Origin of the sequence: Bifidobacterium aemilianum (assembly GCF_003315635.1) — a bacterium.
GTDB lineage: Bacteria > Actinomycetota > Actinomycetes > Actinomycetales > Bifidobacteriaceae > Bifidobacterium > Bifidobacterium aemilianum.
In genome coordinates, this window is record NZ_PDCG01000006.1 from 104,504 (window position 1) to 124,220 (window position 19,717).

At 60.0% G+C, this 19,717-nt stretch carries 15 protein-coding genes; 12 read left to right on the forward strand and 3 right to left on the reverse strand.

All coding sequences use genetic code 11. The features are described 5' to 3' along the window. The first annotated feature begins 424 nt into the window (after positions 1-424). The gene (locus tag CRD60_RS06845) at positions 425-2,062 is read left to right on the forward strand and encodes a sugar transferase (RefSeq protein ID WP_236630890.1); all 1,638 of its coding nucleotides are present in this window, start codon (positions 425-427) and stop codon (positions 2,060-2,062) included. 65 nt (positions 2,063-2,127) lie between these two features. On the opposite strand, the gene CRD60_RS06850 is transcribed toward CRD60_RS06845, so the two are convergent. After that, positions 2,128-3,123 (reverse strand): aggregation-promoting factor C-terminal-like domain-containing protein, encoded by a 996-nt coding sequence (locus CRD60_RS06850; protein WP_113860542.1) that lies wholly within the window; start codon positions 3,121-3,123, stop codon positions 2,128-2,130. Positions 3,124-3,365: 242 nt separating this feature from the next. Next, positions 3,366-3,725 (reverse strand): thioredoxin, encoded by a 360-nt coding sequence (trxA, locus tag CRD60_RS06855; protein WP_113860543.1) that lies wholly within the window; start codon positions 3,723-3,725, stop codon positions 3,366-3,368. Between the two features lie 225 nt (positions 3,726-3,950). Between trxA and CRD60_RS06860 the strand changes: the two genes are divergently transcribed. The 11 genes from CRD60_RS06860 to CRD60_RS06910 all read left to right on the forward strand — a co-directional run bounded on the left by CRD60_RS06860 (position 3,951) and on the right by CRD60_RS06910 (position 18,174). Further along, positions 3,951-4,577, forward strand: a complete 627-nt coding sequence (locus CRD60_RS06860) for a DUF4916 domain-containing protein (RefSeq protein ID WP_113860544.1) — start codon at positions 3,951-3,953, stop codon at positions 4,575-4,577. Between the two features lie 178 nt (positions 4,578-4,755). Further along, positions 4,756-5,610 carry an alpha/beta fold hydrolase gene (locus CRD60_RS06865; RefSeq protein ID WP_236630891.1) on the forward strand — a complete coding sequence of 285 codons (855 nt, stop codon included), beginning with the start codon at positions 4,756-4,758 and terminating at the stop codon, positions 5,608-5,610. A gap of 151 nt (positions 5,611-5,761) precedes the next feature. Then, positions 5,762-7,396, forward strand: a complete 1,635-nt coding sequence (locus CRD60_RS06870) for a L,D-transpeptidase (protein ID WP_236630892.1) — start codon at positions 5,762-5,764, stop codon at positions 7,394-7,396. Between the two features lie 83 nt (positions 7,397-7,479). Next, complete coding sequence (gene gcvH / locus CRD60_RS06875) at positions 7,480-7,893, forward strand: glycine cleavage system protein GcvH (RefSeq protein WP_113860546.1); 414 nt, start codon at positions 7,480-7,482, stop codon at positions 7,891-7,893. 51 nt (positions 7,894-7,944) lie between these two features. Beyond that, positions 7,945-9,156, forward strand: a complete 1,212-nt coding sequence (locus CRD60_RS06880) for an App1 family protein (protein ID WP_236630893.1) — start codon at positions 7,945-7,947, stop codon at positions 9,154-9,156. Between the two features lie 52 nt (positions 9,157-9,208). Next, positions 9,209-11,848 (forward strand): S9 family peptidase, encoded by a 2,640-nt coding sequence (locus CRD60_RS06885; RefSeq protein ID WP_113860547.1) that lies wholly within the window; start codon positions 9,209-9,211, stop codon positions 11,846-11,848. A gap of 206 nt (positions 11,849-12,054) precedes the next feature. Then, positions 12,055-13,092 carry a 3-isopropylmalate dehydrogenase gene (locus CRD60_RS06890; protein WP_113860548.1) on the forward strand — a complete coding sequence of 346 codons (1,038 nt, stop codon included), beginning with the start codon at positions 12,055-12,057 and terminating at the stop codon, positions 13,090-13,092. A 137-nt stretch (positions 13,093-13,229) separates the two neighbouring features. Next, complete coding sequence (locus CRD60_RS06895) at positions 13,230-13,898, forward strand: TM2 domain-containing protein (protein WP_113860549.1); 669 nt, start codon at positions 13,230-13,232, stop codon at positions 13,896-13,898. Between the two features lie 96 nt (positions 13,899-13,994). After that, positions 13,995-15,053 (forward strand): lipoate--protein ligase family protein, encoded by a 1,059-nt coding sequence (locus CRD60_RS06900; RefSeq protein WP_113860564.1) that lies wholly within the window; start codon positions 13,995-13,997, stop codon positions 15,051-15,053. A gap of 148 nt (positions 15,054-15,201) precedes the next feature. Continuing rightward, positions 15,202-15,921, forward strand: coding sequence for a Crp/Fnr family transcriptional regulator (locus CRD60_RS06905; protein WP_113860550.1), 720 nt, complete (start codon positions 15,202-15,204; stop codon positions 15,919-15,921). Between the two features lie 60 nt (positions 15,922-15,981). After that, on the forward strand, positions 15,982-18,174 hold the full coding sequence (locus CRD60_RS06910; RefSeq protein ID WP_113860551.1) for a transglycosylase domain-containing protein: 2,193 nt from the start codon (positions 15,982-15,984) through the stop codon (positions 18,172-18,174). 272 nt (positions 18,175-18,446) lie between these two features. Here CRD60_RS06910 and CRD60_RS06915 read toward each other — a convergent pair whose 3' ends face one another. Beyond that, positions 18,447-19,592: a quinone-dependent dihydroorotate dehydrogenase gene (locus CRD60_RS06915; protein ID WP_113860552.1), complete on the reverse strand. Its 1,146-nt coding sequence runs from the start codon at positions 19,590-19,592 to the stop codon at positions 18,447-18,449. Positions 19,593-19,717: the final 125 nt, after the last annotated feature.

The following is a 19,717-nucleotide window of genomic DNA, read 5'->3' on the forward strand; positions in this document are numbered from 1 at the left end:
TGAACAACTAGTTCGGACATTGAACCTGATTGCGCCTCCTTCCTTCAATGTCTCTTCGCACCCTGCAGGACAAGACCAGAGTCATACCTGTCGAAGGCTGTTGTTGCCTATTTCCATTGGAAGCCTCGTTTCTCATGAATGAACCGATATTCACAAGGGTAGTAGCTACCCCCTTTCTCTCGAACCCCACGAACAATCTCCAATAGGGGGTGGTGGTACTATATGGCATTGTATTACTAGTGGTTGCGGAGTACCAAGAGCATCAAAATGCAATCCAGGGTTTAAATTGGATTTGGTCTTCGCTTATGTGATGAACGACATGCCAAAACACTGTGGGGGTCAGGTCTTTGCTGGCGTTCTGCACTGTAGTAGGTAATCGACAGCAGAGCTGGAAGTGCGAATCGCGGGATAGGAGTGTGTGCAGGTGCCGTCTACACAAATAAACCTGGACAGTGATTCGGATAAATCAAGCGGAAGCGATTCATCCGAGGCTCCTTTCTTCGATGGCACATATTTATCACAAGCATCCACTAAGCGCTTTGCCGACCAAAACAGGTCAGGGGCCAAGTTACGTATCTTCGACTATGCGGTCCCCACCTGGAGCATCCTTTACAATGCGACACTGGTTGCTTTGGACATTCTTATGTCGCTATGGGCTGCCGCGTTTATCTTTCTTATTAGGCCTGAAGCATACACATTTCTGTTACGCAATGAAAAATTCGATCACAACGTATTCGTTTTTCTATTGCTGATTGCGGCTGCTTGGATTATTAGTCTTTCTGCAACCCACATCTATGCGCGGCATAGCATGGGGGGAGGGTACGACATGTATGAAAAGGTGCTGACTGCCCTTTTCTATGATTTTCTGATTTTAAGCACGGCGAGTTACATTCTGAAGCTGGACATTCCAAGGAGCATGACTGTATTTGTTCCCTTATGTACAACTTTGCTGACTTTGGTTGAACGCTGGTTGATGAGGCGCAGTTTGCATCGGCATCGCAGGAATGACGAATACACATATGCGACTATCGTTGCGGGATCACCTGAGGGTATTCATACCGTTCTTAAACAGTTGCGTGTCAATAAAAGCATTGGGTATGCTCCGATTGCCGTGTGCCCTATCGTATGCGCAGATGGTGATTTCGCCGGCAAAGGTGAGCAAAGGATCGAGTCGGCGGTTTTTGTTCCCCAAGACGAGGATGAGGCAAAACTCCAAGTCCTACCTTTCAATTCCCACTTACCTGAAACAGCTAAATATCTCAAGGCACAAACCGTCCTGATTGCCGATGTGATATCACGGGACTCTGAAACGGCACGAACCTTGTCTCTAGCCATAGAAGCGATGGGCATCGAACTGGCCTTGTCCGTATCGGTTGCTGATCTGGGAGGATCTTCCCTGAGGTTACGTAATGATCCGACCATGCCTGTTCTGACTGCGAGGCTATCGCAGTATTCTCTTACAACACGTGTGTTGAAACGACTGATTGACATTGTACTATCTTTCTGCGCCTTGGTCCTCTCATCTCCCATCATGATATGGGTGGCTGTGCGGGTAAAACATGAAGATGGTGGGCCTATTTTCTTTGTACAGAAGCGGATCGGGCTTTACGGACGTCCTTTTAATATGTATAAGTTCCGATCCATGCGAACAGATGCTGAGCAGATTAAAGAGCAGCTTATAGCCGAGTATGGTGTTGGCGACAGGCTTTTATTCAAGCTGAAGGTAGATCCTCGTGTAACCACAATAGGTCGCTTGATTCGAAAATTCTCTCTGGATGAGTTTCCGCAGTTCTTCAACGTTCTGAAGGGCGATATGAGCCTGGTCGGACCTCGCCCAGCTCTACCTGAAGAAGTAATAAAATATGGGACCTTGTATTCGTCTAGACTGCTGGTCAAGCCAGGTATAACCGGCATCTGGCAAATTTCCGGCCGCAGTGACTTAAGTCAGCAGCAATCCGAATTTGCCGATGTTTCGTACATACAAAAATGGTCATTGACAGGAGATATAGCAATATTACTCAAGACGGTAGTGGCTGTCTTGAGGGGGACTGGGTCATATTGATGATAATCAATCGATTGGGAGCAATTCAAGCTGCAGCGTGTTCCTAGAATTTGGTCACTAATTACTTAGTAGTTGTGGTGACTTAACCAGTAGTTGTAGGCACCTTGTACTGATCCGTAGCGCTGGGCGCAGTAGCCCCAGAACCATTTGAGCTGGGTCTGATAGTTGTTGGCCCAATCGGCACCAGCACTAGCCATCTTACTGCCAGGTAGAGCCTGGGGGAGTCCATATGCTCCGGATGGATTCTGGGCGTTGACCCTCCAGCCTGACTCATGGGAGATAATGTAGACGGTGGCGGTGAAATCGGCCTCAGTGTAGCCGTTGGACAACATGTAATCATGTGCCCACTGCTGCATTTCACCGGCGGGTACGGTGGTGCCGATATTGGCAGCGGCAGCTTGGACACTGCTGGTGGACCCGGTGCCGACCAGAATGACCTTGTCGACCGGGGCCTGCTTTACATAGGAGGCGAAGACGTTGGATGAGGTGACCTTGTCCTTAGACCTGGTGACCAAGCTGGTGGTCTCCATGATGCCTTCCTGGCCTTCGGTTTGGACCTTCTCCTGACCCTTCGGCAGGGCGGCGGTCTCCTTCTTTACGGTGTTGAAAGCGATGGCAGCCTCGGAGGTATCTAAGTCTGCTGCTGAACGCTCAATAGTGATTACTGTGGATTCCTTAACCTTGCTGCTCAGAGAGGGACTAATCGAATCATCAGGTTCCAGGGTGATGTCACCAGCGTCCAGCACTGACTTGACATCAGTAAAGTTGTTGCCGAAGACCATGCGGGACTTGCCGTTTATCTTGACCTTCACATAGGAAGTGCCACTGTTGGCAGCCCGTAAATCGTCTCGGCTGGTGCCGCGGGAAACCTCAGTTGCACTGCTACTCGTTGCCGAGTAAGAGGTCAGGTAAGAGCCTTTCTGATGAGACTGGTAGAAGTCGGCGGAAAGAACCCCGGCACCGGCCACCATGACGATGGTGGCGACAACCGCTACGATCCGCAACCACTGACGCTTGCTCAGTGAGCTCAGGGTGGGCATCTCCTTGCGGTGTCTGGACATGGTGCTCCTTCTTGATGGTGGTTCTTCCACAATCGTCCGTCTACAGCTGGCGTTGGTCCAACGGCTATTCAACCACATTGACCTGGCTGACTTGTCGATATCTGGACGAAAGCTATTGCAATTTTAGTACCAAGGGTGGAAGTCTTCACTTTGGATGTATCTGCCTAAGTCGCAAGACGTTATAGAAGGGCAATGCCCACTCATGAAGAGCTGTGGGCATTGCCCGGTAGCCAGCAGAGGCATCAGGCCTTGCTGTCGGCCGTCTCGGGTTCCTGGCTCAAGTCGATGTTCTTGGCCTGCTTGATCAGGTCGTCCAGGTCGGAGGCGCGCAGGGCCCCGGCCTGCTTGAAGATGATCTGGCCTTCCTTGGCGATCATCAGGGTGGGGACGGCCTGGATCTCGGCCGCGGTGGCCAGCTCCTGGTTCTGGTCGATGTCGACCTTGGCGAAGACGATGTCGGGGTTCTCCTCGCTGGCCTTCTCGTAGACTGGGCCGAAGGCCTTGCAGGGGCCGCACCAGGTGGCCCAGAAATCCACGAAGACCAGCTTGTTCTTGTTGATGGTCTCTTCAAAGTCTTGTGCACTGACAGCTTGGGTTGCCATGTGATCAGCTCCTTTCGTAGGATGCGCCGGTATGACGTATGAACAGTCTCCCAGAAGCTCTCAACAATCTAAGCTCTCAGGCAAAGCCCCACAGCTCCCCTCAATCCTCGCTCCAGCCTTGAGTCCTCCCTGGTTTGAGGGGCCTATCACCAGGGGCAGGCTTCGGAACCGCTTGTAGGGTAGGGGGCTTGCGAACACCCCCCATGCAAGAGGGATAATGGGGGCATGCCAGTTTTGAATGATGAGGTGCCCGACGAGGGTGATTTCGATGCCGGCCGCAAGCGCGGCGAGTTTGATGCCATCACGCCCGAGGACTTTGTGCGTGGGTCCTCCCAGGGCAATCCCCCTGGTTGGCTTGGTCCTGAGGAGATAGACCGGATTCGTGGCAGCGTGCCCATACCTTATGTGGAGATTGTCCCGGTCCATACCGACGAGCTGGGCCGCCTGGTCGAGATCGGCTCACTCCTGCGGGTCCGGGCCGATGGCTCCCTGGAACGCACGCTCATAGCCGGCCGGGTGCTCTTCCACGAAAACCTGCGGGAGGCCATAGCCCGCAACATCGCCAAGGACTTTGGCGAGCTGGCTCTGCCGACCCTGCCCCAGTCCATGACCCCCTTCACCGTCGCGGAATTCTTCCCGACTCCAGGGCTGGGCGACTACTATGACCCCCGGCAGCATGCCATAGCCCTGTGCTACGTGGTTCCCCTGGCTGGCGATTGCAAGCCCCAGGACCAGACTTTGGACATCCAATGGTGTGATCCGCATGGTGAGCAGATGGAGACCTTCATCGAGCAGATGGTCGATGGCCATGGAGCCATCGTCCGTAAGGCGCTGGCCTGGGCGGGTATCTGACGGCCGCCAGCCGGCTGTGGACCGGCGCCAGATAGCTTGGCCATCTACGCCTGTGTCCAGGCGGCTGCCCCCGCCCTGGCTCCACGTGCAAGCTGTTGGGCGTCAAGGTGGGGGAGCGGCCCAGGGGTGACATGCCGACGCATCAAAGGTCATTTCATGCAAAGAAAGGATTGAGCGTATGACTACGAATATGACCCTGCACAACACCATCTATAGGGAAGGTTCAGGCCTGCCGCTGGTCCTGGTCCATGCCTTTCCTGTTGACCATAGGATGTGGGATGCCTGTGCCCAGGAACTCTCCCGCTTGACTGACGAGGCAGGCATGGCACCCTTCCCCATCTGGGCTCCCGACATGCCCGGTTCCGGCCACAGCCCAGTCCCCGATTCAGCTGCCACGGGACCGGTGGCTGCGGATGGCTCTTACCCCCAGGCCTTGGACGCCATGGCCAAGGCCTATCTGAATCTCCTGCATGAGGGAGGCCAGGAGCGGGCCATATGGGTGGGTCTGTCCATGGGCGGCTACCTGGTCATGGATATGCAGCGGCTTTTCCCTGAAGCGGTGGCGGGTCTGGCCTTATGCGACACCACAGCCAAGGCCGATGACGATGAGCATAGGGCAAACCGTCTGCGGGTTGCCAGTCAGGCCCTGGAGGGGCAGTCCACCCAGCCGGTCATGCATTTTGCCCAGCCCCAGAGCGGTGATTCCACCGTCAAACGCTCCCCTGCCTTCATAGAGACCATGACCGCATGGATCAAGGACCAGAGTCCCGAGGGTATCGCCTGGCGTCAGCGGATGGCTGCCGGTCGCCCGGATCTGATGGACCAGCTAGCCCGGATCACCGCGCCCGCCGCTCTCGTCTCCGGTGATCTTGACCCCTCCAGCCCGCCCTCAGTAATGGAGCCCCTGGCCCAGGCCATGATAGGGACTCAGCCAGTCTTCACCCGCATAGCGGATTGCGGTCATTTCAGCGCTGTGGAGCATCCGGACCAGCTGGCCCAGGCCCTATTGGCCCTAGTACAGAGGGTTAGTTGATCACAGGCCACCCTCATGCCCCTGCTACTGCCGGGCGGCCATGGACAAGGCTCTGCCTATACGCCCGCTGAGGGATCAGCTCATCTGCTTCCCTCGCATAGTCATATCTTGGGGTTAATCTTATCGGAGTATCACAGGAAGGATTTTCAGCATGACCGGTTCTTTTGAGGACTTTGGCATGGAAGAAGGGCGGGGATCGGGCCCCGCACAGGCCCCGTCGTCCATGGGTGCCAATTCCTTGCTGGAACAGGACCTGGAGGCGGTGTCGCAAGAAGGAAGGTCCGGTGCGGGCTTCGATCCTGATGAAACCGCAACCATGGCGGCCCTGAACCCTAGAGTCGATAACCACCAGCACAAGCTAAGGATGGCTGTGATCATCGGCATCGTGCTGGCGCTTATCCTGCTGGTTCTCGCCAGCTTCTTTGGCGCCAACTGGTACTTCAAGGACCGTGTGGCACCAGGGGTGTCCTTCGGCTCAGCCAAGGTGACTGGGCAGACACCCCAAGAGGTCCGCAATACTGTCAAGCAGACCGTCAAGGACTCGACCATAACCCTTAAGGACGCCAAGGGCAAGGTAGTCAGGGCCAGCTTGGAGGATCTTGGTGTCAAGGTCAACGTGGACCACACCGCCGACAAGCTCCTGGAGGCCAAGCAGTCCAAGGTCATCTCGCATGTCAATCCCCTTGCCAGGCAGGATGTGGGCCTGGACGCCACGGTGAACCAGCTGGCCTTGAACGATTTCCTGGTCAAGAGCTTCGTGGGTGAGGATGACCGGGCCCTACCATCGAGCATTGCCTACGACCCTGGCTCCTCCAGCTTCGTGGCCAAGGAGGGCAAGGGCGGCCGTTCCGTGGTCAGCAAGCCGGTGAGCCAAGAGATTGATGACCTGATCAACCACCCCGGCCAGGCCAAGTCAGCCAAGGTCAGCTACGAGCAGGTCCCCATGCCCATAGCCGTCGACAAGGCCCAGCAGGCTGCCGACGAGGCCAACAAACGCTTGACCCTCCACCTGACCATCGGCAATGGCAATGCCAAGTCCATCGACCTGCCGGCTGACCAGCGGGCGAGCTGGATAGAGCCCAAGGGAGACCTGAAGGCCGGTACCATCAGCATCGACTACAAGAAGCAGGCCATTGATGAATTCGCGGCGAAGTCCATCCCTGAGCAGCTCAACCAGGCCATGGTCAGCCAGGAGGACGTCGTCGACGATAAGGGCACCGTCCTACTGACCACCACCAAGGGTGTCGACGGAGTCAATGTCAAGAACACCAACACCGTGGCCGACCAGATCCTCAAGGCCCTCCAGAACGACCAGCCTGCGGATATCAAGGCCGACGCCGATGTGACCCCGCACGATGTCAAGCAGAAGAAGAGCGAATGGCGCATAGTGGTGGACAAGAGCAACCAGACCGCCACCGTCTACCAGAACGGCAATGTGGTCAAGAGCTTCCCGGTCTGCACCGGCATGGCGGGAAGCTATGAGTCCGACACCGGCACCTTCGCCATCTATCTGAAATATGCCATACAGGATATGCGCGGCTTAAATAATGATGGGTCCAAGTACCTGATTCCCGGTGTCAAGTGGGTCAGCTACTACAATGGCGGTGAGAGCTTCCACACGGCCAGTTGGAACCCTGTGGGCATAGCCACCGGAGACCCGACCCACCGGGGTTCCCATGGTTGCATCAACATGTATGAGCAGGATTCCCAGTGGATCTACGATCACTGCCCTGAGGGCACCATTGTTCAGGTGATCGGCACTCGGCCGGATGGCCCTGTGCGCTAGGCGCGAAGGCCAGCCACCGCATCGGACCGCACTTCTCACCTCTGGGTGAAGCTGCGGTCCGAATGTGTTGTACCCTAATGATTATGAATGAGCACGCAAGCGAACAGGCTGCCGAGAATCTTGAGGTGCCTGAGCACCTGGAGTATTCTACCGAGCATGTTTGGGTGGACCGCACCGTAAGCCCTGCCCTGGTAGGCATTACCGAATACGCGGCCGACCAGTTCGGTGACTTGGTCTTTGTGGATCTGCCGGAGGTCGAGACCGATGTTCGGGCCGGAGATGAGGTAGTCGAATTGGAATCGGCCAAGGCGGTTCAGCCCCTGGTCTGCCCGGTGGCCGGAACTGTCAGGTACGTCAACCGAGACGCTGCCGACGATCCTGAGATCATCAACCGTGACCCCTATGGTGAGGGTTGGATGCTCAAGATAGACCTTGATGATGATCAGCCTGAACTGCTGACTGCCGAAGAGTACGCGGCCGTCGTTCGTAACAGCTGAGAGCTGCCTGCCTCGGCATGGGGCGGCGACAACCCAGGTGGAAGTGGAGTTATGGCTCAAGAGACGGATCGGGAACCGGTTCAGGCCGATGATATGGAGACCGTCCCCATTCCCGCACGCAAGGTCGTCTCCAGCTTCGGTCTGCGCGATAGCCGCCGAAGGCTAGGCCAGCGTTCAGCCAAGAACAACCTGGCCCATAGTCTGTTCTCGCTGGTCTACGGGGTTTGGGTCCGGCTCTCCTCGGCCCTGGCCGGCAAGCTTGACTGGAGGCCCATGGTTGAGCCTTATGTAGGCTATGGCAATGACGAATACTCCCGTCTGGTCTGCCGGACGGTATACGCCCCCAGGCACAGCCAGTCCGGGCGGGTTCTACGAGGTATTCGCGGTATGTTGGCCATCCCGGCTCCTGGTATTCATGTGTCCGTGGCCATAGATGGCGTTCCGGTCTCGACCCTGCAGGTGGGAAAGCTGGAAGTCTATGACAAGGTCGACCCTGGCCAGGGGAGCAGGGCCGATGAGGCTTTGACTGATGCCTCCGGCTATCTGGACCTGGTGGTCGAGCGTCGTTTGGAACCCGGTCCGCACGAGGTCACCTACCAGGTGGCAGGCAGGGCGCCGGTCAGCTCCCAGCTCTTCGCCATCCCCTCTGACACCCAAGTCGGCCTGATCTCGGATGTGGACGACACCATTCTGGTCACCCAGGTCCCCACCCTCTGGAAGGCCGCCTACAACCTCCTCCTGCTCAATCCCCGCAAGCGCGTCTCCGTACCAGGTATGAGCGTGCTCTACAACAAGATCGCCGATCTGTTCCCCCAGGCGCCCTTCGTCTACCTGTCCACCTCGCCCTGGAACGTGGAGGGGTCAATCCGCCAGTTCATCGGCGACCAGGGTTACCCCATGGGCCCCCTGCTCCTGCGCGACATGGACCCCAGGCCCAAGAGCTCCATCACCTCCGGGGTCCACCACAAGTTGGAATTCACCGAGCAGCTCATGGCCGACTTTCCGCATATGAAGTTCATCCTCATCGGCGACGATGGGCAGAAGGACCCCACCACCTACGCCACCATCGCCCGGCGTTACCCGGGGAGGGTTCTGGCCATCGGCATCCGCCAGTTGAGCCCGCGCGAGTCCTCGCCCCTGGGCCGCATGTCGGGGTTGGCGGCGACCCAGCCCATGCCGGTCACAGACGTTCCGGTCTTCAACGGCACGACCGGCGCCAACCTGATGAAGACCATGCTGCCCTACCTCCGGCAGTTCCACTGAGCTCCAGCCGGAGGTGAACAGCGCTGGTCGGCCCGCACGTAGAATGTCAGATATGAACAAGCAAGCCGCATCAGTCAATCTGGAGCTTCAAGGGCAGGAATCCGCCAAGCAGAGCCAAACCAGCGCTTCCGTCGACCCCGTGGGGGAGCCCTTGCCCCCCAAGGCCAGGCGCGAGCCCCAGGAGCGTCAGGTCCACGGCGACATCTTCGCCGACCCTTACGAGTGGATGCGGCAGAAGGATTCGCCGGAGGTCCAGCAATTCGTGGCGGCGCAGAACGAGTACTGCCGCCGGCGGACCTCCCATCTTGACGACATCAAGCACAAACTCTTCCAGGAGCTCAAGGAGCGGACCCAGGAGACCGACATGTCGGTCCCCACCCGCATGGACGGATACTGGTATTTCGTCCGGGTTGTCGAAGGTCAGCAGTACGCGGTGCAATGCCGCTTGCCGATCACCGGGCCCGATGACTGGGACCCACCCCAGGTCGACGCCCAGGCCGCCCCCGGTTCCCTCCCCGGGGAGGAGGTCATCTTCGACACCAACGCCGAGGCCGAGGGGCATGACTTTTACCAGCTGGGCGGCATGGACCTGAGCCGTGATGGCCGCTGGATGCTCTATGGCAGCGACAGCCAGGGCAGGGAACGCTATGACTTCAGGCTGCGTGACCTGACGACCGGCCAGGACCTGCCCGACCGTTTGGACGGCATAGCCGGAGCCTGCCTGACGCCTGATGCCCAGTGGGTCTTCTATACGGTCTTGGACGATGCCTGGAGGCCTTGTGCGGTCAGGCGCCACCGGGTGGGTAGCCCGACCAGCCAGGATCGTGAGGTCTTCCGGGAGGAGGACGAGCGCTTCTGGGTCGGTCTGGGGCTGAGCTTCGACGAGCGCTACCTGGTCATCTCCACAGGCTCCAAGACCACCAGCGAGATGCGCATGCTGCCGGTCGACCAGCCGGAGGGCGACTTCCAGGTCTTCATCCCCCGCCAGCAGGGCATCGAATACGACGCCTCCTTCGCCTCCTTCGAGGGGGCTGGGCCGGGCGGGCAGGACATTCCTCTGGCCATCGTCTACCATAATGCCGGCAATCCCAACTTCGAGATCGACCTGATAGACCTGCGCGACCATCGGCCTCCCTATCGGCTGGGAGAGGGTGTGTGCCTGGCCCAAGGGTCACCCTATGGCTGCGAGCAGGGAGACAGGGTCGAGGCCGGGGCCAGCGGCAAGCCGGTCAACACCCCCTATTGGAATCCCCGCAATCCGGCCATCATGCAGGGTGCCAGGGGGCTGGCCATCGAGGGGGTGGCCATGTATCGGCACTTCGTCACCCTCTCCTACCGGGCTGACAGCCTGCCCCATCTGGCTTTGATGACCAAGGATCAGGCCGCCCGGGACTTTGCGGCTGGCCGCCCCTGGGCCTTCAAGGAGCTGGTGCCGGTCGAGGGTGATGGGGATGCGGATGGCAATGCCGGCCACCAAGGCGAATTGGCCGCCGCCAACAGTGCCGACGGTGCCGACAGGGTGGATAGGGTGGATGGCGCTGGCAGTGCTGATAGTGTGACAGACCATGCGCAGCCATGCCCTACCTCGGCTGGTGAGCATCTCTATTCCTTCGGAGGTGGGGGCAACCCCTCCTATGACGCCCCGCGCATGCGCTACTCCTTCGCCTCCTACACCAGGCCAGGCCAGCTCAGGGAGTTGGATCCGGTGACAGGGCGTGACCGGCTGCTCAAGGCCGGCAAGGTGCTGGGTGACTTCGATGCCGCCAACTATGCCGAGCACCGGGCATGGGTCAGGGCCCGTGATGGCGAGCTGATCCCGGTCTCCCTGGTCTGGCGGCGTGACCGGCTGCCGCAGGTTGGCCGTGCCTTTGCGATGGATGCCAGCGCCCAGGATTCACCGGCCCAGACCTCTCAAGAGGCGCGGACCCCTCTGCGGGCAGGACTCCCGGTACTGGAAGCGGGCTCCATCCCCATGTTCATCCTTGGTTATGGGGCCTATGAGATCAGTTCCGACCCGGGCTTCTCCGTGGCCAGACTGAGTCTGCTGGACCGGGGCGTGCTCTACGTCGTGGCCCATGTGCGCGGCGGGGGTGAGATGGGCCGGGCCTGGTATGAGCAGGGAAGGCGCCTGCAGAAGAAGCATTCCTTCGAGGACTTCGTGGACCTGACCAAGGCCTTGCAGGAACACGGGTTTGCCGACCCATCCCGTACCGTGGCCAACGGGGGTTCCGCCGGCGGTCTGCTGATGGGCGCGGTGGCCAACATGGCGCCGGAACTCTACGCGGGAATTGAAGCGGATGTGCCCTTCGTTGATGCCCTGACCTCCATTCTGGACCCCTCCCTTCCCCTGACCGTCACCGAATGGGATGAGTGGGGCGACCCCCTCCACGACCGGCGGGTATACGACTACATGAAGTCCTATTCCCCCTACGAGAACACACCGCGGGCCCCTGGCGACAGCCGGGTCGGGCACTACCCCAAGATTCTGGTCACCACCTCCATGAACGACACCAGGGTCCTCTATGTGGAACCCCTCAAATGGGTGGCCCGCCTGCAGTCCGCCGGCGTTGACGCCATGGCCAGGATCGAGGTCGAGGCCGGCCATGCGGGTGGTTCCGGCCGCTACAAGCAGTGGGAGGACATCTCCTTCGAGAACGCTTGGTGTCTGGACCGGATGGGGGCCCGCAGCTAGTCCCGTCTCCTTGCCGGCCCGTGCTATGACGTCGTTCTGCCGGCGCCGGTCGCTGATGGCCGATCGGTGACCGGTTAGCGGCCCACCGGTGGCCGACGTGGTGCCGTTGATTTGCTGATGTTGTGGGATCTGGGCCTGCGCTGAGGGGTGTCCATACATCGGACACTTTGGTGAGACGGCTGCCTGCCCCAGGTAGGCTCCCGGGTATGAGCGAAACACGAACATATAGGATTGCCGTCATTCCGGGCGATGGCATCGGCAAGGAAATCATCCCTGTGGCCCAGCAAGTCATGGAAAAGGCCACTGCCGGCCTGGCCGATTTTACCTATGAGAACTTCGATTTGGGTGCCGAACGCTACCTGCGTGACGGGACCATCCTGCCCGATGAGGAGCTGGAGCGCATCAAGCGTAACGACGCCATTTTGCTGGGTGCCATTGGGGACCCCCGTATCAAGGCAGGCATCTTGGAGCGGGGCCTCCTGCTCAAGCTGCGTTTCGCCTTGGACCAGTATGTCAACCTGCGGCCCACCAAGCTCTACAAGGGTGTCACCTCACCCCTGAGCAACCCAGGCGACATCGACTTCGTCGTGGTGCGTGAGGGCACTGAGGGCCTTTACTGCGGTGCCGGCGGCGCCATCCGCCAAGGCACCGAGGCCGAGGTGGCCACGGAAATCTCCATCAACACCGCCTATGGGGTTGAGCGCGTGGTCCGCTACGCCTTCGACTTGGCCATGAAACGCAGGAGGCACGTCACCCTGGTCCATAAGAAGAACGTGCTGGTCAACGCCGGCGATATGTGGCAGCGGCTGGTCGACAAGGTGGCCAAGGATTACCCCGATGTCGGCCACGACTACCTGCACATCGACGCCACCACCATCTTCCTGGTCACCGAGCCATCCCGCTTCGATGTGATTGTGACCGACAACCTCTTCGGTGACATCCTCACCGATGAGGCCGGTGCGGTTGTGGGAGGCGTGGGCTATTCGGCCTCCGGCTGCATCAATGCCTCCAACCAGTACCCCTCCATGTTCGAGCCCATCCATGGGTCCGCCCCCGATATAGCGGGCCAGGGCATCGCCAACCCCACAGCCGCCGTGCTGTCAGCCGCCATGCTCCTGCGCCATCTGGGCCTGGAGGAACCGGCCACCAGCATTGAGCGGGCGGTAGAGGCCGACATCGAGGAGCGGGGCTCCACCCAGCGGTCCACCGAGCGGGTCGGTCAGGACATCCTGGCCCGTCTCTGAGCCTGTGCCATACGGGCCAGCAGCCCTTGGCATGCCCGGGGCGGAGACTAGCTGACCTTCCCGATCATGTGTTAGCCTTTGGAAGGTTGTAGGCAACGAAGGTATCGGCCATTACAAGAAGCCAGGAGAGTGGAACAATGAACAGCGTCAACCCGGATTCATCCCAGCAGCATGAGGGAGACCAGACCCAGCGGCCCACTCCAATCTCAGGACAGCAGGATCAGCCGACAGAGCCGGTCCAGCCAAGTGCCCCGCAGTCCGCTGCGGCCTCCGGACGGCAGGGCCAACCAACTGGGCCAATCCCGCCGTCAACGCAGCAGCCTGATTTCGGGCAAGGTGCGGCTCAGCAGCCACCGGCTCAGCAGCCTGCCTACCAAGGCTTTGCCGCTCCGGCCTATGCGCAACCCGCCCAGCCCGGCTACCAGCAGCAGTATACCGGTGGGCAGCCTGGCAACCAGCAGTATTCCCCGTATCAGCAGCCGCCCGCCCAGCCCGGCTACCAGCAGTCCTACACCCCAGGCTATGGTCCCACACCCATGGTCACCCCCCTTGGGTACGTACGCAAAAGCAAGTTGGCTGCGGGCTTGTTGGGCATCTTCCTGGGATTCATCGGTGTGCACAACTTCTACCTGGGCTATACCGGCAAGGCCGTCGCTCAGCTCCTGCTGACCCTCCTGGGGTGGATAGTCGTCATCGGACCCGCAATCGCCGGAATCTGGGGCCTGATCGAAGGCATCCTGGTGCTCAGCTCCTCCTATGGCAGTCCCTGGCACCGTGATGCCAATGGGGTCGAGCTGGAAGACTGACGGGTAGTGAGCGCACTGGTCAATGACGACAGAGCAGTAGGAGCAGGCAAGCATCCACTCACCTATCGAGCCGAGGCCAAGACCCCCGGAGGCAAGATGGTGGCTGTAGAGCTGCAATGTGACCCATCGGGGCATATTGACGCCTGCCATATGGACGGCGACTTCTTTGTGGAGGGTGGGGATGCGGGCCGGGCCCGCTCCCTGATTCATCGCATTGAGCAACGTCTTGCCGCCGGATTGCCGATAGGGCAGGTCCTCAGCGGCGACTCCAGGATTCGCCTTATTGGGACGGATGCCCGATATATAGAACTCGCCTACAACCGTGCGCTCGAACAGGCCAGAAAGGCCTTGGGGACAGGAGTTAGCGCCCAGCTGATTCAGTGGTCCAAAGCCACCGAAGACACGCGCAAACCCGCAAGGCGGCCGTCACCTCCGGAATCGGTGGAGGTCGACTACCGGCGGCGCTGGCGGTCCTTGCGCTTGCGGCTGGTCCATGATCGTCCCCGCCAGCCCCAGGAACAGATGGACCTGGATGAAGCTTGGGCCCGGCAGCTGGCGGCAGGGCAGCGACCCGCCAGCCTGCGTATCTGGGAGTGGCAGTCGCCGGCGGTGGTCATAGGTCACTTCCAATCCATCCAGGCCCAGGTCAATGAGGAGGCTGCCGCGCAGCTGGGTATGAGCGTGGTCCGGCGTTGCACCGGCGGTGGGTCCATGTTCATCCAACCAGGCAACACCATCACCTACTCCCTGTATGCGCCACTTGAATTTGTACGGGGCGTGGGCATCGAGGAGTCCTACCGGCTCTGTGACCAATGGCTGCTTGATGCGCTGCGAGACTTGGGGATGGAGGTCAGGTTTTCTGGTCTCAACGACATCGGATCGTCCGCAGGCAAGATAGGTGGAGCGGCCCAGCGTCGCTTCCCGCCGGTCGCTGGCGGTCCTGGTTCGGTCCTCCACCATGTCACCATGGCCTATGATATTGATGCCCAGGCCATGGGCAGGGTCCTACGGATCTCTCAGGAGAAGTTGAGCGACAAATCCGTGGCCTCGGCATCCAAACGGGTCGACCCCCTGCGCTCGCAGACCCATATGAGCCGAGAGGCCATCATTGAGCACCTGCTGGCATCGGCCGCCGGGCGGGCGGTGGGCGGATGAGACGGTCCATGCCATGTTGCTGCCGACCTGAGCGGGAGGATTTCAATGTATGCGCGAATTCTGACCAGTTCAGCCCGGCGGGTCGGCCCCAGATTCCTCGGGAATATAATGGTCAACACGTAATAGGTCAATTCTCGTCGGAGGTGTCATGAACGCGGCCAAGCCAAACGGTATTCCGAAAGATGAGAATGCCCTCTTGCAAACCGCTCTCTTCAAGCACGTCTTCCCCAAGGAGGCCGGTGAACTCCTGCCTCTTCTCAAGCACGAGACCTTCTACAAGGGTGACTATATCTTCCGCGAGGGAGCGGCGGACCAACGCATGTACCTGCTTGAGGAGGGGCGGGTCAAACTGATTCGCGAGTCCAACGACAAACGGGTCCAACTCCTGAGCATCCATGCCCCCGGAGAGGTTCTGGGCGAGATTCCGGTCTTCGATCCAGCCGGTGGGCCGCGCACCGCCTCAGCTGTGGCCATGACCAACCAGACCCAGGTGGATTGGCTGGAGCATGACGACCTCTTTTTATGGCTCAACAAGTACCCCCGGGTTGCGGTCGATATGTTGCAGGTTCTAGCCAATCGTATGAGGGCCAACAACGAGCGCATTTCCGACCTGGTCTTCATGGATGTGCCGGCCCGGCTGGCCAAGACCCTGCTTAACCTGGCCACACGCTTCGGAGAGCCTGTGGAGGCTGGATTGAAGGTGCCCCACGACCTGACCCAGGAGGAGATGGCCCAGCTGGTCGGCTCCTCGCGGGAGACGGTCAACAAGGCCCTGATGGAATTCGCCAACCGGGGGTGGATCGCCCGCGAGGGTCGTTCCATCATCATCTACCAGCCCGGTATGCTCATTCGGCGTTCTCGGCGCTGACCCTATAGGGAGTCCGGCTTGCCGGTCCGCTGGTAGAGGGTCCCCTTTAGAATGGAGACCATGCCGAAGAAGAAAACCCTCACTGGTCGCCGGGTATTCGCCCTCTTTCTCGCCTACCTGCTGCTCTGCCTGTCAGGTGGCGTGGTCAGTGCCGCCATGCTCATGCCGGCCGTGGTCGGGACCAACAAGGCCGCCAGTTCCATGATGCCAGCGCTCAAGGTCGAGGGGATCGACTTCGACGTGACCAGCCTGCCCCAGAAGTCGAGGCTCTTCGCCTCGGACGGCAAGACGGTCATCGCAACCTTCTATGCCCAGAACCGTACGGTCGTGCCCTTGAAGAAGATCTCCAAACCCATGCAGCAGGCCGTCGTGGCCCGTGAGGACCGGCGTTTCTTCGAGCACTCCGGCGTTGACGTCCAAGGTGTCATACGAGCCTTCATCCAGACCTTCATCAAGAAGGGCGCCACCCAGGGAGGCTCCTCCCTGACCCAGCAGTATGTCAAGAACGTGCTGATGGACACGGCCAGGGAGAAGGACGATCCCATCGCCGAATACCACGCCTCTGAAGAGACCATAGCCCGCAAGTTACGCGAGATGCTCATCGCCGTGCAGATGGAGAAGAAGTACACCAAGCCGGAGATCCTGCAGGGGTATCTGAACATAGCCCAGTTCGGCGGCAACAACCTCTTCGGGGTGGAGACCGCCGCACGTCGCTATTTCAACACCTCCGCCGCGGATCTGAACGTGGTCCAGGCGGCAACAATCGCGGCCATCACCAAGAACCCCTCACAGTATGATCCATCGGTCCCCGAGAACCAGGAGGAGGCCCAGAAGCAGCGGAATATAGTCCTCGACCTGATGCTCCAGGAGCACTACATCAGCCAGAAGGAGCATGATGAGGCCAGGGCCATGCCCATTCAGGGGACTCTGAACATCCAGGATGATGTCAATGTGGGTTGCCAGGCAGCCGGTGATGCGGCCTTCTTCTGCGACTACGCCAGCAAGCAGGTCCTGAATTCCAAGGAGTTCGGCAAGACCAGGGCGGACCGGCAGAAACTGCTCAATGAGGGTGGCCTTGACATCTACACCACCATGGATATCACCGCCAACAACAATGCCATGGCCACGGCCAGGAACGCCATCCCGGTAGATGATCCGAGTGGCCTGGAAGTTGCCATCGGCGCCATCAAGCCCGGAACGGGCGAGGTGCTTGGCTTCGGCTTGAACAGGATCTATGACGCGACGGATGCGGCCAAAGCCGATCCCACCCGCACGGCCATCAACTATGCGGTGGATGAGAAGGACGGCGGTGGCCAGGGGTGGCAGATCGGCTCGTCATGGAAACCCATCAACATGGTGGCCTGGATGCAGGCAGGCAAGTCCATCACCCAGCCCTTGAGGACCTCCACCAGGTATGAAGTGAGCACCTTCTCCACCAACTGCCCTCGCTTCACCGGCTCTGGATCATGGAATGTGAATAACGCCTATGGCACCACGGTAAATCCCGAGTCCCCACTCCAGGCCCTGGTCATGTCCCACAACACCACCCAGGCATCCATGACCCAGCAGATAGGTTTGTGTGCGGTGGCGGATGCCGCCAAGACCCTTGGTTACCACAATTCGCCCCTGGGGCAGGAAGACGTCTACTCAACCAATTCCTTCCAAGCGCCCATGATCATCGGCACGGCCCCGGCTTCGCCCCTGACCATGGCCAACGTCTATGCCACCCTGGCGGCTGATGGTGTCGAGTGCACGCCCATTGCCCTGAAGAAGGTTGTGGATAAGAGCGGTCGTAATTTGAAGGTTCCGTCCGCCAACTGCCACCAGGCCATCCCCAAGGAGATAGCCCAGACCACCGCCTATGCCATGAACCAGGGGGTGGTCCGTGGTGTCGCCTCCACGGCGCAATTGCCAAACGGTTTCAAGACCTTCGCCAAGACGGGAACCAACGAGGACACCTACATCACCACAGGTGGTTTCGTGCCTCATCAGATAGCGGCCTTCCTGGCCATTGGCAACGCTGAGTTCCAGGTATCGCTCAACGGCAAGACCATTAACGGCGTTACCCGTGGGGACTGGGGCAGTGAGACCCTGGCTGCCCCCACCTGGCGGAATTTCGTAGGCTCCTACATTGAGGCCACCGGCATTCCCAGCGATACTGCCTATGGGGTGGCCGATCCAAGATACATGGGCAGTGGAATCAGTCCTCAACCGAACCCGCAACAGCCTCAGCAGCAAGGCCCCCAGCGTTAGGCTCCAATCCGGCCCGGGCGGAGTAATGTACTCGGGGCCATGGAGGCAGGGCACCACTGGCTGCTTGCTGTTCTCTGGCCTCGCTCCTGATGGTCTGGGGGCCAGGTTCGATTTCCTTGGCCGGGCCTATGGGCCCGGCCAAGGATGTGATGCTGGGACTGAGACCGGCTTCCGGGTTCCCACCCCTCAAGGCTTGCGTACCCCCATGGCTGGGTTATGCCCCCACGCCTGATTGCTGGCAGCAGTAGCCGGGTGGATCTTGAGCCTATGGGTCAGGCGTCCACGCCGACAGCCTGGGAGACCGAGGAGAAGCCGTCTCGCTTCAGGAGCTCGGCCAGGCCGCGCTTGAGCACGGAGATCTGCTGGGGTCCCCGGTACATCAGGGAGCTGATGAACATGACCAGGCTGGAGCCGGAGCGAATTTTGGCATAGGCCTGATCGGGGGTGAAGACCCCGCCCACGCCGGCGATGGTGAAACGGTCGCCATACTCCCTATAGGTGCTGGCTATCAGCTGGTTGCCTGGGGCGTAGGTGGGGCCTCCGGAAAGGCCGCCCTCCCAGTCGCGGGGTATGTCAAGACCGGTCCGGTCCTTGCGCAGGTTGGCGATGGTGACCCCGTCCACCTGGTGGCTGCTGAGGACGTCCAGCAACTCCTTGAACTGCGGCCAGGGCAGGTCCAGGGGCATCTTGACCAAGGTGGGTTGGGGCCGGTCGACCAGGTCTAGCGCGGTGAAGAGCCTGTCCAGATTGTCGGGCTCGATGAAGGGCTCGCCCACCTTGGTGTTGGGGCAGGAGATGTTGATCTCGACCATGGAGGAGCGGCCGGCCGCCACTTCCAGGGAGCTGCGGTAGTCCTCGATGCCCTCGTCGATGCTGCCGGTATGGTCATCGTTGGTCCGGGCTATGGAGATGGACATGTGCATGGTCTTGGCCTGGGTCCAGGCCTTCTCCGCCCGGTCGATGACCCGCTCGCTGCCATCGTTGGCCAGGCCGACATGGACCAGCATGGAGTCGTACTCGGGCAGGCGGTGGAACCAGGGCTTGGGGTTGCCCTTGCAGGGGCGGGAGGTGATGGAGCCGATGGTCTCGAAGCCAAAGCCGGCGTTGTCGAGCAAAACGGGCATGTCGCAGTTCTTGTCCAGGCCGGCGGACAGGCCGAAGGGGTTGGCGAAGCCCAGCCCCATGACCTCGGTCTCCAAGACCGGATCGGTGTAGTCCAGGGTCTGGCGCAGGAGCCACATGAGCGGGGTCATATGCCGGGTGGTCCGGCAGAACTCAATCATCTGGTCGTGGGCCTCGTCGGGGCGGTGGTTGAAGACGAAGTTGGGTTTGACCACATGCTTGTAGCCAAAGGTCATCAGATCGGTCGTGGCTTTGTTGACGGCATCGTGCCAGTAGTGTTCCGAAACATAGGTCATGTCTGTATTGTCTCACTGGCTGGGGAGAAGTTGGCTCGTATTCACCTCTTGCGCTGCCGCCGGAGGCTTGGTGGTCGGCTTTGGTTGGCGCCTGTACCTGTCCTAGCCACTCGTAACGCGTTTGG

Bases quoted from the DNA above. Each gene is read 5' to 3' on its own strand.
- trxA (WP_113860543.1), bottom strand. From the start codon at position 3,725: ATGGCAACCCAAGCTGTCAGTGCACAAGACTTTGAAGAGACCATCAAC.
- gcvH (WP_113860546.1), top strand. From the start codon at position 7,480: ATGAATGAGCACGCAAGCGAACAGGCTGCCGAGAATCTTGAGGTGCCT.
- CRD60_RS06910 (WP_113860551.1), top strand. From the start codon at position 15,982: ATGCCGAAGAAGAAAACCCTCACTGGTCGCCGGGTATTCGCCCTCTTT.
- CRD60_RS06860 (WP_113860544.1), top strand. From the start codon at position 3,951: ATGCCAGTTTTGAATGATGAGGTGCCCGACGAGGGTGATTTCGATGCC.
- CRD60_RS06880 (WP_236630893.1), top strand. From the start codon at position 7,945: ATGGCTCAAGAGACGGATCGGGAACCGGTTCAGGCCGATGATATGGAG.
- CRD60_RS06865 (WP_236630891.1), top strand. From the start codon at position 4,756: ATGACTACGAATATGACCCTGCACAACACCATCTATAGGGAAGGTTCA.
- CRD60_RS06890 (WP_113860548.1), top strand. From the start codon at position 12,055: ATGAGCGAAACACGAACATATAGGATTGCCGTCATTCCGGGCGATGGC.
- CRD60_RS06915 (WP_113860552.1), bottom strand. From the start codon at position 19,592: ATGACCTATGTTTCGGAACACTACTGGCACGATGCCGTCAACAAAGCC.
- CRD60_RS06895 (WP_113860549.1), top strand. From the start codon at position 13,230: ATGAACAGCGTCAACCCGGATTCATCCCAGCAGCATGAGGGAGACCAG.
- CRD60_RS06870 (WP_236630892.1), top strand. From the start codon at position 5,762: ATGACCGGTTCTTTTGAGGACTTTGGCATGGAAGAAGGGCGGGGATCG.
- CRD60_RS06900 (WP_113860564.1), top strand. From the start codon at position 13,995: ATGGTGGCTGTAGAGCTGCAATGTGACCCATCGGGGCATATTGACGCC.
- CRD60_RS06885 (WP_113860547.1), top strand. From the start codon at position 9,209: ATGAACAAGCAAGCCGCATCAGTCAATCTGGAGCTTCAAGGGCAGGAA.
- CRD60_RS06905 (WP_113860550.1), top strand. From the start codon at position 15,202: ATGAACGCGGCCAAGCCAAACGGTATTCCGAAAGATGAGAATGCCCTC.
- CRD60_RS06850 (WP_113860542.1), bottom strand. From the start codon at position 3,123: ATGTCCAGACACCGCAAGGAGATGCCCACCCTGAGCTCACTGAGCAAG.